This window comes from Bradyrhizobium sp. (assembly GCF_016213215.1).
GTDB lineage: Bacteria > Pseudomonadota > Alphaproteobacteria > Rhizobiales > Xanthobacteraceae > Bradyrhizobium.
Genome location: NZ_JACRAW010000068.1, coordinates 1 through 14,267 on the forward strand (window position 1 = coordinate 1; position 14,267 = coordinate 14,267).

Sequence of the window (14,267 nt, forward strand, 5' to 3'; positions counted from 1 at the left end):
GCGATGGTGTCGCCGGGAATGCCGAACAGGAGCGACGGCACCCAGCCCGAGGCGATGCTCGCATTGTTGCTGGCGCCGGACTCGACGAGGCCCTCGACATGGCCGGTGCCGAACTTCTCGGGCTCCTTCGAGAAGCGCTTTGATAGCGCGTAGCTGACCCAGGCGGCCATGTCGGCACCGGCGCCAGGCAGCACGCCGATGATGATGCCGACGATGTTCCCGCGCGTCATCTGCCGGTGATATTTCCGCGTGAGCCTCCACTGGCCCGCCATGATGCTTCCGAACTTGCGCCGCGGGATCGGCGGCGGCTCCGGGGTGAGCATTGCGCGCATTACCTGCGCGACGGCGAACACGCCGACCAGCGCCGGGATCGGCTCGATCCCGCCGAACAGGTCGGTGATCCCGAACGTGAAGCGCGGCACACCGCCCGGATTTTCAATGCCGATGCACGCCACAAGCAGGCCGATGAACATGCCCGCGATCGCCTTCACCGGGGACGATCGCGCGACCAAAGTGGCGCACATCAGGCCGAGGAGTGCGAGCCAGAAATACTCGAACGTCGAGAACGAGAGCGCGATTTCGGCGAGCGGCGGCGCCAGGATCATGAGCGAGAGCGTGCCGGCGATGCCGCCGACCGCCGAAAACCATACGCCGGCGCCGAGCGCGAGCTCGGCCTCGCCCTTGCGTGTCATGGCGTAGGCTTCGTCGGCATAGGCTGCCGACGCCGGCGTTCCCGGAATGCGCAACAGCGCGCCCGGGATGTCGCCGGCAAAGATCGCCATCGAGGATGCCGCGACGATGGTGGCGATCGCGGCGATGGGCGAAAGATAGAATGTGACGGGCACGAGCAGGGCCGTCGCCATCGTCGCCGACAGGCCCGGCAGCGAGCCGATCACGAGGCCATAGACCGATGCCACCAGCATCGCGATGATGACTTCCCAGGTCGAAATGAGAGAAAACGCCTCGAGCAGGGTGTTCAGCATGGATCACCAGGGCATCGGCAGCAGACCGGCCGGAAGGGGTACGCGCAACAGTTTGGCGAAGATCAGATGGACGCCGATCGGCGCCAGCACGGCGAGCGGTAGCGCCAGCTTCCAGCGGGCGCCGAGCGCCGTCGACGTCACGTAGACGATCAGCGCCGCGGTGACGATGAAGCCGAGCCGTTCGGCGACTGCCACATAGAAGATCAGGAGCGCCGGCGGGAGCAGGGCGCGCAGGCCGTAAAGCTTCCCTGTCGGCGCCCTGGCCTGGCCTTCCTCGACCGGCACGAGCTCCTCTTCCTCTTCGAAGCTATGGCCGATGCCGAACGTGATCGCGAGCCCGCACAGCGCGAGTCCGGTCCCGATCACTAGCGGAAAAACGTTGGGACCGACCGGCTGTCCCGGCACGGGCGGCAGTAGCCAGCCCCCATAGGCGGCGGCAGCGCCGAGGACAATGAGAAACGATCCCGTAACCTGATCGGGAAGCCGCATGGCAAAGTCCTTCAGAGGGGGTTCCAGCCTGTCAGGAAACAACGATGAAACGTGCGCCGCAGGACGGCAGACGTGAACGCGTCCGCCGCCAGAACGGATCAGGCCTTGGAAAGACCTGCAGCCTTCATTGCCTCACCCATCTGGGCATCGCCCTTGTCCATGAAGGCGGTGAATTCGGCCGCATCGCCCCACACCGTGCCGAAGCCGCGATTGCTCATGAAGTCCTTGAACTCCTTGGAGTCGTAAACCTTCTTCAGCGTCGCGGTGAGCTTGGTTGCGATCTCCGGCGGCAAGCCCTTCGGCCCTGCGATGCCGCGCCAGGCTCCGGTCGAATAGTCGATGCCCATGGCCTCCTTCAGTGTCGGGACGTCAGGAAACACGGGATTGCGCGCCGGCGCCATGATGGCGAGGCTGCGCGCCTTGCCGGCCTCGATGATGGCGCGCGCTTCCGGCACCGAGCAGGTGGTGAGGTCAAGGCCGCCCGCGGCGAGATCCTGCATCGCGGGCGCGGCGCCGTTCGATGGCACCCAGGCGACATGATTGGCGGCGAGCCCCATCGCCTGCAGCCAGCCAACCAGGGCGAGATGCCAGATGCCGCCCTGACCGGTGCCCGAGGCCTTGAATTTGCCGGCCGGTGCCGCCTTGATGGCGTCGGCAAGCTCCTTCACGGTCTTGTAGGGCGACGACGAGGAGACCTGAATGCCCGGCGGATCCTGGTTCATCAGCGCAAGCGGCGTGTAGCTGCGCGGGGTCAGCTCGGTGAGCCCCTGCCAGTGCATCATCGAGATTTCGACGGTCAGCATGCCGATGGTGTAGCCGTCGGGCGCTGCGGTAGCGATCGCCGAATGGCCGACGACGCCGGAGCCGCCGGTGCGGTTGACGACGTTGAACGGTTGGCCGAGCTCCTTCTCCAGCAGCGCGGCGACAATGCGGGCGGTCGCGTCGGTGCCGCCACCCGCGCCCCACGGCACGATCACGGTCACCGGACGCGCCGGGTAGGCTTGCGCCAGGGCTGGTTTGAAAGCGAACGCTGCCGTAGCCGCTGCAGCAATGGACGAGGCCGCAAATGCGCGTCGCGTGATCTTGGTCATGCGTTCCTCCCGACCGGCGCCCGTGACATCGGGCGCTCTTGTATGTGCGACATTCTAGGCAGCTTTGCGCCGCGCTCGCAAGCAGTGAGGCCGCCATGCCGATGCGCCGCGTTCCAGGCAGCGAGCAGGCGCTAGTCAGCGGTTATTGCCGCTCGTTCTCGTCGCCTTTGGGCCGGCCGCCGCCGAAGATACGCTGTCCCTCGGGCGACAAATACGGTTTCAAGGTCTCCCAGGGAACGAAGGCGACATACTCGCCTTCGGCGTAGGGACCGACCGCATAGGGCGGGTAATGGAAAGTAAGGCCGGAGCTCTTGCCCGCTTCGGTCGACGGCGCGAGCGTCACCGCGCCGATCTTGAGCAGTCTGGGTTCGAGATCCTTGAACCACTCGGCGGTCGCGGTGTCTGCCGCATCGCGCTTCTTCTTCTCGACCTTGAGCGAGGCGATGACCGCTTGCAGCATCGCCTTCATGGTCGGGCCGTTGTCGGCGGTCTCGCTTAAGAACGGGCGGATGCTGATGCGCTTGTTCGCGGTCTTGTCCCACAGGATGGTGTTGACGTCGGAATTGGGATGGGCGCCGTGGGTGTCCATGTAGTCGGACCTGATGACGCTGACATAGCGGTCCACCACCACCGAACGGACCTGATATATGCGCTCGAAGTCCCAGCCGCCGTCCTTGAAGAGCTGCGGATCCTGCTTGCGTGAGGCGGCGGCCTCCGCGGCATTCTTGTCAAGCCACCTCCGCCCCTCGGCAAGGCAGTCGGCGGCGAGCGCGGGATCGGCCTTGATCCTGTCATCGAGCATGATGCGCGCGTCGATGTTCCTGTTCTTGATCTGGGCGACGGGCGTGGGTTCGGCGGCTTGCATCGGCGTCCACGCGCCGCACATTATCAGTGCGGCCAGGATTGCGAGGCTTGCGACGGTGCGCCGCGATTGGCCCGCGACAAATGCGAGCTGTGCTTGATCCTGCATGTTGATCAGTTCATTCGCTCTGTTAGATTTCTCTTTCTTTCCACTCGCCTGCGAATATCGCACGCCCCTGTGCGGACAGGTAGCGGCTGAATTTCCGCCACGGCACGAACACGACGACTTGCTTCGGTGCAAACCGGCCGGGGACGAAAAGCGCGTAATGAAAATTCAAGCCGGCGCTCTTTCCCGGAATCGTGGAGCCCGCCAGCGAAATTGGCCCGATCCCGGACAGGGAAGGTTCGGGCTCTCGGACCACGACGGCGCCGGCGCTGTGGGCCAGCTTTTCGGCAAGGCCGGCTTTCACCAACTCGAACAGCGCGTGCATGGTCGGTCCACGGTCGGCGGCTTCCGTCAAGAAGACGGCTGGCGAGACGCGACTGTCCGTCTTCGCATCCCAGAGCAGGGTATCGATGTCGAAGGCCTTGTATTTGCCGTCTATATCGGTGCCGCTCATGCGGATGATGCTGTAGTAGCGCCGGCCGGCGATCGATCCGATGTCGTAGCGGCGGCCGAAATCGGCAAGCTCGCCTGGCGGTACGCTCGCTCGCGCCATTGCCTCGGTTTCGACTGTGTTGGCCCAGTCTCGCGTCTCCTGCTCGCAGTGCTCGGTCAAGCCGCGGACCTGCAGAATGCGGTCGTCCACGAACATGAAAACTTTGGAATACTGGCCGATGACGCGGACCAGCGGCGGCATGTCGTTGGCGATGCCCGGCGAGGCGCCGAACAGGAAGAGCAGGGCGAGGGCGACGGCCGACCGTCTCATGGTCGTTCGTCGCACCAAGAGCTCTCCCGGTTCACGATTCGAGCTCTGGCTACCTGCGTTCGGCTGATTACTCCGCCGCCTGGCTGCTGTGGCCGAGCCGCGCGTTGAGCTTGTGGATCAATTCCTCGGCGGCGTCCGCGATCACCGTGCCCGGCGGGAAGATCGCTTCGGCGCCGGCCGCATAGAGGGCATCGTAATCCTGCGGCGGCACCACGCCGCCGACGATGATCATGATGTCGTCGCGGCCCTGCTTCTCCAGCGCTTCCTTGAGCTCCGGCACCGCGGTGAGGTGCGCGGCAGCGAGCGAGGATACGCCGAGAATATGCACGTCGTTCTCGACCGCCTGCCGCGCCGCCTCCTCGGCGGTGGCGAACAGCGGCCCGATGTCGACGTCGAAGCCGAGGTCGGCAAAGGCGGAGGCGATCACCTTCTGGCCGCGGTCATGGCCATCCTGGCCGATCTTGGCGACCAGGATGCGTGGCCGGCGGCCCTCGGCTTCCTCGAAGGCTTCGATCAGCGCCTGCACCTTTTCGACCCTGTTGGACATGGCGGATGCCTCGCGCTTGTAGACTCCGGTGATGGACTTGATCTCGGCGCGGTGACGGCCGAACACTTTTTCCAGCGCGTCGGAAATCTCGCCGACGGTAGCTTTCGCCCGCGCGGCATCGATGGCGAGCGCGAGCAGGTTGCCGTTGCCTTCGCCGGCCGAGCGGGTCAGTGCCGACAGAGCTGCTTCGACGTCCGTACTGTTGCGCTCACCCTTCAGGCGCTTGAGCTTGTCGATCTGCAGGCGGCGGACGTTGGAATTGTCGACCTTGAGGATCTCGATCGGAGCCTCGTCAGTCGGCTTGTACTTGTTGACCCCGATCACGGCCTGCCTGCCAGCGTCGATCCGCGCCTGGGCCTTGGCGGAGGCTTCCTCGATGCGCAGCTTGGGCAGCCCGGCCTCGATCGCCTTCGCCATGCCACCGAGCTCTTCGACCTCCTGGATATGGCCCCAGGCCTTGACCGCGAGGTCGCGGGTCAGGCGCTCGACGTAATAGGAGCCGCCCCAGGGATCGATGATGCGGTTGGTGCCGCTCTCTTGTTGTAGGAACAGCTGGGTGTTGCGGGCGATGCGCGCGGAGAAGTCGGTCGGCAGCGCCAGCGCCTCGTCGAGCGCATTGGTGTGCAGCGACTGCGTGTGTCCCTGCGTCGCCGCCATCGCCTCGACCGTCGTGCGCATCACGTTGTTGAAGACGTCCTGCGCGGTCAGGGACCAGCCGGAGGTCTGGCAGTGGGTGCGCAGCGACAGCGAGCGCGGATCCTTCGGGTTGAACGGCTTGAGCAGCTTCGCCCACAATAGGCGCGCGGCGCGCATCTTGGCGACTTCCATGAAGAAGTTCATGCCGATCGCCCAGAAGAACGACAGGCGCGGCGCGAAGCGGTCGACGTCGAGGCCGGCGGCAAGACCGGCACGCAGGTATTCGACGCCGTCGGCCAGCGTATAGGCGAGCTCGAGATCCTGCGTCGCGCCGGCCTCCTGCATGTGATAGCCGGAGATCGAGATCGAGTTGAACTTCGGCATCTTCTGCGAGGTGAAGGCGAAGATGTCGGAGATGATCCGCATCGAGGGCGATGGCGGATAGATGTAGGTGTTGCGCACCATGAACTCTTTCAGAATATCGTTCTGAATGGTGCCCGACAGTTTTTCCGGCGGCGCGCCCTGTTCCTCGGCCGCCACCACGAACAGCGCGAGGATCGGCAGCACCGCTCCGTTCATGGTCATCGACACGCTCATCTGGTCGAGCGGGATGCCTGCGAACAGCGTGCGCATGTCGTAGATGGAGTCGATGGCCACGCCCGCCATGCCGACGTCGCCGCCGACGCGCGGGTGGTCGGAATCGTAGCCGCGGTGGGTGGCGAGGTCGAAGGCGACGGAAAGGCCCTTCTGTCCCGCAGCGAGGTTGCGCCGATAGAAAGCGTTGGAATCCTCCGCCGTGGAGAAGCCGGCATATTGCCGGATGGTCCAGGGCTGGTTGACGTACATGGTCGGGTAGGGGCCGCGCAGATACGGCGCGATGCCGGGCCAGGTCTCAAGGAAGTCGAGGCCGGCGACATCGGCTTCGCCATAGGCCGGCTTGACCGGAATGCCCTCGGGCGTGAGCCAGGGTTCGGCCTCGCCGGCCGGCGCGGCGGCGGTCTTCTGGAAAGCGATGTCGACGAAATCAGGTATGCGGCTCATGGTTCCAACTATAGCAAAAGCGGGCGCTCGCGGCGCCTAGTCATGGTCCGGGTGCTGGTGGCTGACGATGCCGGCCATCTTCTCCGGCCCGTAATTCTGCAACGTGGTCTGGCTCGGCAAATTGGCGATCCCGACTACCCAGCCGAGGCGGGACTCGCTGCCGTACTGGCGGGTCGGCACGACGTGGTCGGGCCGATCGAACGTGCCGGTCATGATCTCGATGCGGTCGCCGTCGATGCGGCGATAGCTCAGCGGCGTGCCGCAGGCGGCGCAGAAGTCGCGCTCGGCAATGGAGGAGGAGCGGAATTTGGCCGGCGTGCCGCGGGTCCAGGCAAAGTCCTTCTTGTCGATGTCGGCAAGGGAGGCAAAGGGCGCACCGGTTGCCTTCTGGCACATCCGGCAATGACAGATGCTCACGCGGGTCGGCGCCGCCGCTGAGAAGCGGATGGCGCCGCACTGGCACCCGCCGGTGAGAACCGCCTTGCCCGCCTCGGTCATGCCTGCTCCATCCGTCGATAGGCTTCCTGCAGGGTCGCGAGCGCATCGCCGCCGGCAAAGATGAAGTCCTTGATGCCGGCGGAACGGAGCCCAGCCTCCTTGTCGCCCGGACGGCCCGCCAGATAGATATGCGCCCCGCCGGCGCTTTGCAGGGCCTTAGCCGCTGCTTCCGCCTGTTCCGCATAGACCTTGTCGGAGGAACAGAGGCAGAGGAGTTCTGCGCCCTCGGCCTTGTAGGCGGCGGCCAGTTTGGCCGGATCTGAAAAGCCCGCGCTGTCGACGACCTCGATGCCGCCGGTTTCGAAGAAGCTCTTGGCAAAGGTCGCGCGCGCGGTGAAATCGGCGGGCGTGCCGAGGTTGGCGAGGAACACCCTGGGCCGCGCCCCCGTCGCCTTCAGCCTGCCATCGGACTTGTCGCGCAACCGTTCGAACGGCTCGGCAAGGCGCATGGGGCTAAGCGCCTCGAACTTGAATTTGGGCTCGCCATAGGGCGAAAGGACAACGGGGCTCGCTTCCAGCACCGTGGCGTCGGCCTCGTGCAGGTTGGGAAACTCGCTGGCCCCCGTCAAAATCTCGCGGCGCTTGGCGATATTGGCCTCACGCGCCTTGCGCGTTGCGGCCACCTTGTTCTGGATCAGGTTGCTTTGCAGCGCGGCAAAGATGCCGCCCGCTTTCTCGATCTCCTGGAACAGCGCCCATGCCGCTTCGCAAAGCTGGCTGGTCAGCGTCTCGATGCCACCGGAGCCGGCCGCCGGATCGGACACCTTGGCGAGGTTGGATTCCTCCAGCAGGACAAGCTGGGTGTTGCGCGCGACGCGGCGCGCGAACGGATCCGGCAGGCCCAGCGCCTGCGTGTGCGGCAGGACCGTGATCGCGTTGGCGCCGGCAAGGCCGGCGGCAAAGGTCGCCATGGTCGCGCGCAGCATGTTCACGTAGGGATCGCGTTGGGTCAGCATGCGCCAGGCGGTCTCGGCGGAGATGAACAGGCGCTTCGGGTCAAGGCCGCACGCCTCTTCGACCCGCGCCCACAACAGGCGCAGCGCGCGAAACTTCGCCATGGTCAGGAACTGATCGGCATCGGCGGCAAGCCGCGCATAGACCATGCTGCTCGCCTGCTCTAGCGAGACGCTGCCTTGCTCGATCGCGCGCAAATAGGCAACGCCGCAAGCCAGCACGAACGCAAGCTCCTGAACCTCCGATCCGCCGGCATCATGGATCACCCGTCCGTCGGCCGCGACGAATGGACCCTTGAAGCCTGAGGCGACGAGGCCCTTGACCGCGTCCGCCACCGCAGGCGCGATCTCGTCCCAATTGTAGGGGCTGTGCCCCCACGCCGCGCAGGCCGCGAGGGGATCAAAGCCGAAGCGAATGTCGCATGCGGCCGGATCGAAGCCCTTCTTCTTGACGTATTCCGTGACATGGACGGCGGCCGCCCGCGACTGGGGTCCGACCTGGAGTTCGAGCGCAATGCCGGCATCGAGATGTACGCCGTCCAGCACCTGCGCGACGGCTTCCGCCGTCGGTTCGAGCCCGAAGCCGTGGCCGCCATTGCTGTCGGCGAAGACAAGCGTCAGCCCGGTCGCGCCATTCTCGAGATCCAGCAAGGCCTGCGCGTTGGCCATCGCAGCGTCCGGATGGTCGATCCGTTGCATGACTTGCCAGGGGGCGGCGGCCGGCCGGCCAACGACCGGCGCAACCGATGCGGCGCGCCGATAGATCGGCTCGATCTTCAACCCGTCATAGGTCTTGGCCACGAGTTTCTCGAACGGCGCACCCTTCAGCACGCCATCGACCAGCTTGCGCCAGTCGTCGTATGAAGCCTGCGGAAAATCCGCCGCAAGTCGCAAATCGTCAGTTACCGAGGTCATTCGGTAGGGGGCTCCCTGGGTCCGTCGTCGTCATCATTTGGCGCGAAATTGCCACGTCGCATAGGCCAAGCCAAACAGTTGTTTTCCGGCCTTGCTTAACCGGTATCGGGCAGCCGCTCAATTCCCTCCGTCGACATCCCTGCCAGCGCAACGCGAGCCGTTCGGCCGCCGATCAGGCGATCCGGCGCAATCTCCGCGAGCGGCACCAGCACGAAGGCGCGCTCGAACAGGCGCGGATGCGGCAACCCCAGTTCAGGTGTTTGCAACGTGACGTCGTCATAGGCGATCAGGTCGAGATCGAGGGTGCGCGGGCCCCAGCGCCGCGCCTTGTCGCGTTCGCGGCCGAACTTCTGCTCGATCTTCTGCAGCACGAACAATAACGCATGCGGATCGAGGCTGGTTTCGATCTCGACGCAGGCGTTGATGAAGCGCGCCTGGTCGTCGTCGCCCCAGGGCGGGGTCGCATAATCCGACGACCGCGCCCTAAGAGTGGCTTGCGCCATGCCGCAGATCTCGGCGATCGCCTCTCTGAATGTCGCGCGGACATCGCCGACATTGCCGCCGAGCGCAATCAAGACGCTAGCCATTGGAGGGGTGCCGCGAGCGCGTGAGAACGATGCCGACGTCATCGAAGATCGCGGCAATCGGCGCGTGCGGCTTGTGAACGGTGACCTTCACGGCTCGGATGCGCGGAAATGCGGAAAGGATCGCGTCGGCAACCGCGCCGGCGGCGCGTTCCAGGAGCCTATAGTTGGTGTTCTTGAAGGCGGCAGTCGTGGTCGCCACCACGTCGGAGTAGGACACCGTGTCGGAAAGCCGGTCCGTGCGGGAGGAATCCGACAAGTCGGTATAGAGCTCGAGGTCGATCACGAAGCGCTGACCGACCTCCGTCTCATGCTCCATCACGCCATGGCGCGCATGGATGACGAGGCCGGAGACGAAGATGGTGTCGGTCATTGCTGTTTCTCGATGGCGGCCGCGACCCGCAGCGCCTGCACGGTTTCTGCGACGTCATGGGCCCGGATGATCTGAGCTCCGCGCTGCGCCGCGAGGATATGCGCCGCGATCGAACCACCGAGCCGTTGCTGCGGCTCGGAGGGCGAAACGGAGGCGATGAACCGCTTGCGCGAGGCGCCGACCAGGACGGGTAAGTTGAAACGGCGAAACTCGTCGAGGCGCGCGATCGTCATCATGCTCTGCTCCGGCGTCTTGCCGAAGCCGATCCCGGGGTCGAGCACGATATTTCCGGGCGGGATTCCGGCGTTGGTCGCGATCGCGATGGAGCGCTCGAAGAAAGACACGACGTCCTCGATGATGTCGACCGCGGGATCGGAGCGGTCGCTGTTATGCATCACGATCACGGGCGCATTGCGCGCAGCGACCACCTTCGCCATGCCGTCATCGCGCTGGAGCCCCCAGACATCATTGGCCATCGTGGCGCCGGCGTCGAGCGCCCAGGCCACCACTTCGGACTTCATGCTGTCGATGGAGACGGGGACACCGAGCGACACCACTTCGGCAAGCACCGGTTTCAGCCGCCGAACTTCCTCCTCCATCGAGACCGGCTGCGCGCCGTAGGGACGGGTGGACTCGGCCCCGATGTCGATAATGTCGGCACCGTCTTCGATCAGGCGCCGGGCCTGGGCCAGTGCCCGCTCTGGCGCGATGAAACGACCGCCGTCCGAAAAGGAATCCGGGGTGACGTTGAGCACGCCCATGACGGCGGGACAGGATTTTGCCAAGAGCGCCCGCAGCACCGGATGTGGGCCCGGGGCGGTCGGTGCGGCGGGGCTGGATGGCCGGGCGATCATGCCGTCGCTTTGCGCGGTCGGGGAAAAGGAGTCAAGACGGGGGAGGGGTGGCGGCACCGTTTGGACCATCAGAGCGCGATCGAGCGGACGTTCGCGATTTCTCAGGTCTGTCGCCTTCTCCATGTGAGAGCCGATAATCCGGAACAGGCCACGGCTGGAATGACGCCGGCCAGGCTAAAGGGCAGAAGTTGCAACAGCCCAATTCCAGTCAGCCCCGACGCATACAAGACAAAAGGCGTCGCGAAGAGTCCTGCCAGCGCCCCTACCATGCAGGCCCGCTTCCAAAATTGTGCCTTCCGCAAGAGAAAATCCAGCAAGGCGCATAAAAGAAATGGGACGAGTCCGAATTCGTAGACAATGAGCAGAAACTGCCAATGCCGCAAAAGATCGCCGCCATACGGAACGGCCAGGACGCAAACGACCAAGAAACTCATGGGAAGGCCGAGCAGGGCGAAAATCGGGAAGCGTCTCATGCCGGGAATTGTACCGCTTGAACGATTAAGGCGCAGTTGCTTCGCGCCCTCGGGGTGAGGAAGATGCCGCGTTGTCGTTGCGAGCCAACGGGTCGCGCGAACGCGCGCCCGATGACAGGCTCCGCGAAGCAATCCAGTGTGTTTCCGCGGCGGCAATCTTGATTGCTTCGTTGCTATCGCTGTTCGCAACGACGAGTTCGCTGAGACGATGTCAATCGTACGAGCGCGGATAGCGGTGCAACAACTTAATACGAAATCTTAGGCGGGAGCCGGCGCGCTTTGGCAATCAGGTCCTGAACGGACTTCTCCGACGGCAATACCCGGACCAGCTTTTGCTTCTCATTCACTTCGCGCATGTTCTGCGCAAGCCGAGCAGGGTTGCGATGGGCGAGTTCGCGGACCGTGGTCACGCCGGCCGCGCGCACCAGGCCGATCTTGGCCTTGCCCATGCCGGGAATGCGCATGTAGTCGGACACCTTGGCCCATTCCAGCAATTGCTGTTCGCTGATCCCGGTCTTTGCTGAAAGCGCCTTCCGTCCTTTCACCGAACTTGCCGCTTCGAGCAGCGCATCGGTGGTTCGGATGCCCAGCGCTTTCAGTTTGGTGGCGGAGAAAGCCGATAGGCCTTCGATCTCTGAGATGGGATATGTCATGGTGCGTGATGAGGAATGTGCTTCAGGCAAATTGGCTTAGCCCAGGGGTGCCGGAGATGATCGCGCCTATCCGGTCCGCTCCGATTTTGTTCCGGCCAAACCTGAAAAGCTCTCGCGCGACGTTCTGGATGTCGGCCATACCCAACCCGAGGCCCATCAGGCGGCTGCCGACGGCCATCAGGCCGCCGCCCATCAGCCTGCTGAAGCCGGCGCTGTTGTCGGCGGACGTGATTGCCGCCTCCGCGCCGGGGATTTCAGCGATCAGGGCTTCGACAGGATCGGAAGGACCTTCGCTGCGAAGGAAACTCAGGACGATGCCGACGGTTTTTTCGGCGACAGCAGTTTCGACGCCGGCATTGGCTGCCAGCCTTCCGATCAGCTCATCCATGTTTGTCGCCCCTCAGCCGGCTTCAATCACCGGGTATTCCTTCTCGGATTTATTCTGAGCTTGTGCGAATCGAATTACAAGCGATCACCGCATTCGGAGGCGCCATTTCGTCGCGGAAGATTATCGAGTGTTGCAGCGTTGCAAGAGTGGAGCTGAGATTTGCGAGGAATTGCCGCCGCGAGAACTTCCAATTTGCCACTTTCGGCTTAGAAGGCGCGATTGCTGCGTCGAACAACACGGCCTATCTCATACGAACGAGTTGACCGGTTTCAATCAATTCGCAACATAAGTTAAGATTGTACAACGGGCCTTCGAGCCTCTCATTCGCGCGATAAGGTAGGCAGCGATGGCGACATCCGACACCAAGTTGGCCGACACCGGCGACAAGATCGTCGTCGGCAAGGGAGAAAAGCCGGCGTGGCTGACGCTTGCATTTGCCAATCGCCACGGCCTCGTCACCGGTGCCACCGGAACCGGCAAGACCGTCAGTTTGCAGGTGATGGCCGAGGGATTTGCGCGCGCCGGCGTCCCCGTGTTTGCCGCAGATATCAAAGGCGACTTGTCCGGGATCTCGCAACCGGGTGAGGCCAAGGACTTCATCCTCAAACGGGCGGCCGACTTGGGGCTTGCGTTCCAGCCGGATCAATTCTCGACGGTGTTCTGGGACGTTTTCGGCGAGCAGGGCCATCCGGTACGCGCCACCGTCACCGAAATGGGGCCGCTGCTGCTGTCGCGCATGCTCGATCTGAACGACGTGCAGGAAGGCGTCCTCAACGTCGCCTTCCGCGTCGCCGACGACAATGGCCTGACCCTCATCGATATGAAGGATCTGCGTGCGCTCCTGGATGCGATCGTGCCGGATCCGGGAAAGAAGGGCGAGGAAGGCGAGGAGGATCCGTTGGCGCCCGTCCGCAAGGCGGCGCAGGCCTTCGGCAACGTCACCAAGGCGACCGTCGGCACGATTCAGCGTCAACTCCTGGTTCTGGAGAACCAGGGCGGAGAGAAATTCTTCGGCGAGCCGGCCTTGTTGCTAAAGGATTTCATGCGCACCGACCGCGACGGGCGAGGCTACATCAATATTCTCGCCGCCGACAAGCTGATGCAGAGCCCGCGGCTATACGCGACCTTCCTGCTGTGGATGTTGTCCGAGCTGTTCGAGGAGTTGCCGGAAGTCGGCGATCTGCCCAAGCCGAAGCTGGTGTTCTTCTTCGACGAAGCGCATCTGTTGTTCACCGATGCGCCGAAGTCGCTGTTGGACAAGATCGAGCAGGTGGTGCGGCTGATCCGCTCCAAGGGCGTCGGCGTCTATTTCGTTACGCAAAATCCGATCGACGTGCCGGACCGCGTGCTCGGCCAGTTGGGCAACCGCGTCCAGCATGCGTTGCGCGCCTTCACGCCGCGCGACCAGAAGTCGGTCGCCGCCGCGGCGCAGACCTTCCGGCCCAACCCGAAGCTCGATACCGTCAAGGTGATCACGGAACTGGGGAAGGGCGAGGCGCTGGTGTCTTTCCTGGAAGGAAACGGCACGCCCTCCATGGTCGAACGCGTGATGATCCGGCCGCCATCGGCGCGCATCGGCCCGATCACGCCGGAAGAGCGAAAGGCGATCACCGATGCCAGCCCGGTGAGAGGCAAGTATGATACCGCCGTCGACGCCGAGTCCGCTTATGAAATGCTGCAGAAGCGCATCGCGGGAACGGCCGCAACGGCCGGTGATGGCGGCGAGGGCACCGGTGGCGGTCGTGGCGGCGGAATACTCGGCGAGATCGGCTCGATCTTCGGAAGCATCTTCGGCACCGGTGTCAAGCGCGGCAGGCTCACGACAGGGCAGAAGATCGTGCGCGAAGTGACGCGGACCGTCACCAACACGGTGGTTGGCGGCGTGGTTGCCGATCTCGGCAAGTCGGTCGGCGGCCAGCTCGGCGGCTCGGTCGGCCGCGCGCTGGTGCGCGGCGCGCTTGGCGGATTGTTGCGGCGATAACCTTCGTCTCGCGTTCCCCGTCGTCCTAAGGGGCGGATGTGCCGAGATTCCCTCGCTGCAGGTGCTGGCTCGCTGGCG

General features: G+C 64.4%; 15 protein-coding genes. 1 reads left to right on the forward strand and 14 read right to left on the reverse strand.

The window, feature by feature from the left end:
• The 14 genes from HY852_RS12040 to HY852_RS12105 all read right to left on the reverse strand — a co-directional run.
• On the reverse strand, positions 1-983 hold a 983-nt coding region (locus HY852_RS12040; protein ID WP_291604900.1), incomplete at its 3' end, for a tripartite tricarboxylate transporter permease.
• A gap of 3 nt (positions 984-986) precedes the next feature.
• Positions 987-1,472, reverse strand: coding sequence for a tripartite tricarboxylate transporter TctB family protein (locus HY852_RS12045; protein WP_291604901.1), 486 nt, complete (start codon positions 1,470-1,472; stop codon positions 987-989).
• Between the two features lie 98 nt (positions 1,473-1,570).
• Positions 1,571-2,563 carry a tripartite tricarboxylate transporter substrate binding protein gene (locus HY852_RS12050; protein ID WP_291604903.1) on the reverse strand — a complete coding sequence of 331 codons (993 nt, stop codon included), beginning with the start codon at positions 2,561-2,563 and terminating at the stop codon, positions 1,571-1,573.
• A 142-nt stretch (positions 2,564-2,705) separates the two neighbouring features.
• A complete protein-coding gene (locus tag HY852_RS12055) occupies positions 2,706-3,449 on the reverse strand; it encodes an RsiV family protein (RefSeq protein ID WP_291604954.1) in 744 nt (247 codons plus the stop codon).
• A 106-nt stretch (positions 3,450-3,555) separates the two neighbouring features.
• Positions 3,556-4,293: a hypothetical protein gene (locus tag HY852_RS12060; protein ID WP_291604905.1), complete on the reverse strand. Its 738-nt coding sequence runs from the start codon at positions 4,291-4,293 to the stop codon at positions 3,556-3,558.
• Between the two features lie 67 nt (positions 4,294-4,360).
• Complete coding sequence (scpA, locus tag HY852_RS12065; protein ID WP_291604906.1) at positions 4,361-6,517, reverse strand: methylmalonyl-CoA mutase; 2,157 nt, start codon at positions 6,515-6,517, stop codon at positions 4,361-4,363.
• 36 nt (positions 6,518-6,553) lie between these two features.
• A complete protein-coding gene (locus tag HY852_RS12070) occupies positions 6,554-7,015 on the reverse strand; it encodes a GFA family protein (RefSeq protein ID WP_291604907.1) in 462 nt (153 codons plus the stop codon).
• Positions 7,012-8,883, reverse strand: coding sequence for a methylmalonyl-CoA mutase family protein (locus HY852_RS12075; protein WP_291604908.1), 1,872 nt, complete (start codon positions 8,881-8,883; stop codon positions 7,012-7,014). Before HY852_RS12075 ends, HY852_RS12070 begins: the two co-directional genes overlap by 4 nt.
• Before the next feature lie 95 nt (positions 8,884-8,978).
• A complete protein-coding gene (gene folK / locus HY852_RS12080; RefSeq protein ID WP_291604909.1) occupies positions 8,979-9,470 on the reverse strand; it encodes a 2-amino-4-hydroxy-6-hydroxymethyldihydropteridine diphosphokinase in 492 nt (163 codons plus the stop codon).
• Positions 9,463-9,840 (reverse strand): dihydroneopterin aldolase, encoded by a 378-nt coding sequence (folB, locus tag HY852_RS12085; protein WP_291604910.1) that lies wholly within the window; start codon positions 9,838-9,840, stop codon positions 9,463-9,465. The genes folK and folB overlap by 8 nt, the downstream gene beginning before the upstream one ends.
• Positions 9,837-10,694 carry a dihydropteroate synthase gene (gene folP / locus HY852_RS12090; RefSeq protein WP_291604911.1) on the reverse strand — a complete coding sequence of 286 codons (858 nt, stop codon included), beginning with the start codon at positions 10,692-10,694 and terminating at the stop codon, positions 9,837-9,839. Before folP ends, folB begins: the two co-directional genes overlap by 4 nt.
• 101 nt (positions 10,695-10,795) lie before the next feature.
• Positions 10,796-11,167 (reverse strand): hypothetical protein, encoded by a 372-nt coding sequence (locus HY852_RS12095; protein ID WP_291604912.1) that lies wholly within the window; start codon positions 11,165-11,167, stop codon positions 10,796-10,798.
• Between the two features lie 245 nt (positions 11,168-11,412).
• Entirely contained in the window at positions 11,413-11,820 is a 408-nt protein-coding gene (locus tag HY852_RS12100) for a DUF4332 domain-containing protein (RefSeq protein ID WP_291604914.1), read from the reverse strand.
• Between the two features lie 22 nt (positions 11,821-11,842).
• Positions 11,843-12,208, reverse strand: coding sequence for a DUF2267 domain-containing protein (locus tag HY852_RS12105; protein WP_291604916.1), 366 nt, complete (start codon positions 12,206-12,208; stop codon positions 11,843-11,845).
• 346 nt (positions 12,209-12,554) lie between these two features.
• Between HY852_RS12105 and HY852_RS12110 the strand changes: the two genes are divergently transcribed.
• Positions 12,555-14,189, forward strand: a complete 1,635-nt coding sequence (locus HY852_RS12110) for a helicase HerA-like domain-containing protein (RefSeq protein ID WP_291604918.1) — start codon at positions 12,555-12,557, stop codon at positions 14,187-14,189.
• The last annotated feature ends 78 nt before the right edge of the window (positions 14,190-14,267 follow it).

What these genes read in the sequence shown, in the direction of transcription:
- HY852_RS12095 (WP_291604912.1), bottom strand. Translation starts at nt 11,167, where the DNA reads ATGAGACGCTTCCCGATTTTCGCCCTGCTCGGCCTTCCCATGAGTTTC.
- folP (WP_291604911.1), bottom strand. Translation starts at nt 10,694, where the DNA reads ATGATCGCCCGGCCATCCAGCCCCGCCGCACCGACCGCCCCGGGCCCA.
- folB (WP_291604910.1), bottom strand. Translation starts at nt 9,840, where the DNA reads ATGACCGACACCATCTTCGTCTCCGGCCTCGTCATCCATGCGCGCCAT.
- folK (WP_291604909.1), bottom strand. Translation starts at nt 9,470, where the DNA reads ATGGCTAGCGTCTTGATTGCGCTCGGCGGCAATGTCGGCGATGTCCGC.
- HY852_RS12105 (WP_291604916.1), bottom strand. Translation starts at nt 12,208, where the DNA reads ATGGATGAGCTGATCGGAAGGCTGGCAGCCAATGCCGGCGTCGAAACT.
- HY852_RS12055 (WP_291604954.1), bottom strand. Translation starts at nt 3,449, where the DNA reads ATGTGCGGCGCGTGGACGCCGATGCAAGCCGCCGAACCCACGCCCGTC.
- HY852_RS12100 (WP_291604914.1), bottom strand. Translation starts at nt 11,820, where the DNA reads ATGACATATCCCATCTCAGAGATCGAAGGCCTATCGGCTTTCTCCGCC.
- HY852_RS12075 (WP_291604908.1), bottom strand. Translation starts at nt 8,883, where the DNA reads ATGACCTCGGTAACTGACGATTTGCGACTTGCGGCGGATTTTCCGCAG.
- HY852_RS12045 (WP_291604901.1), bottom strand. Translation starts at nt 1,472, where the DNA reads ATGCGGCTTCCCGATCAGGTTACGGGATCGTTTCTCATTGTCCTCGGC.
- scpA (WP_291604906.1), bottom strand. Translation starts at nt 6,517, where the DNA reads ATGAGCCGCATACCTGATTTCGTCGACATCGCTTTCCAGAAGACCGCC.
- HY852_RS12070 (WP_291604907.1), bottom strand. Translation starts at nt 7,015, where the DNA reads ATGACCGAGGCGGGCAAGGCGGTTCTCACCGGCGGGTGCCAGTGCGGC.
- HY852_RS12110 (WP_291604918.1), top strand. Translation starts at nt 12,555, where the DNA reads ATGGCGACATCCGACACCAAGTTGGCCGACACCGGCGACAAGATCGTC.
- HY852_RS12060 (WP_291604905.1), bottom strand. Translation starts at nt 4,293, where the DNA reads ATGAGACGGTCGGCCGTCGCCCTCGCCCTGCTCTTCCTGTTCGGCGCC.
- HY852_RS12050 (WP_291604903.1), bottom strand. Translation starts at nt 2,563, where the DNA reads ATGACCAAGATCACGCGACGCGCATTTGCGGCCTCGTCCATTGCTGCA.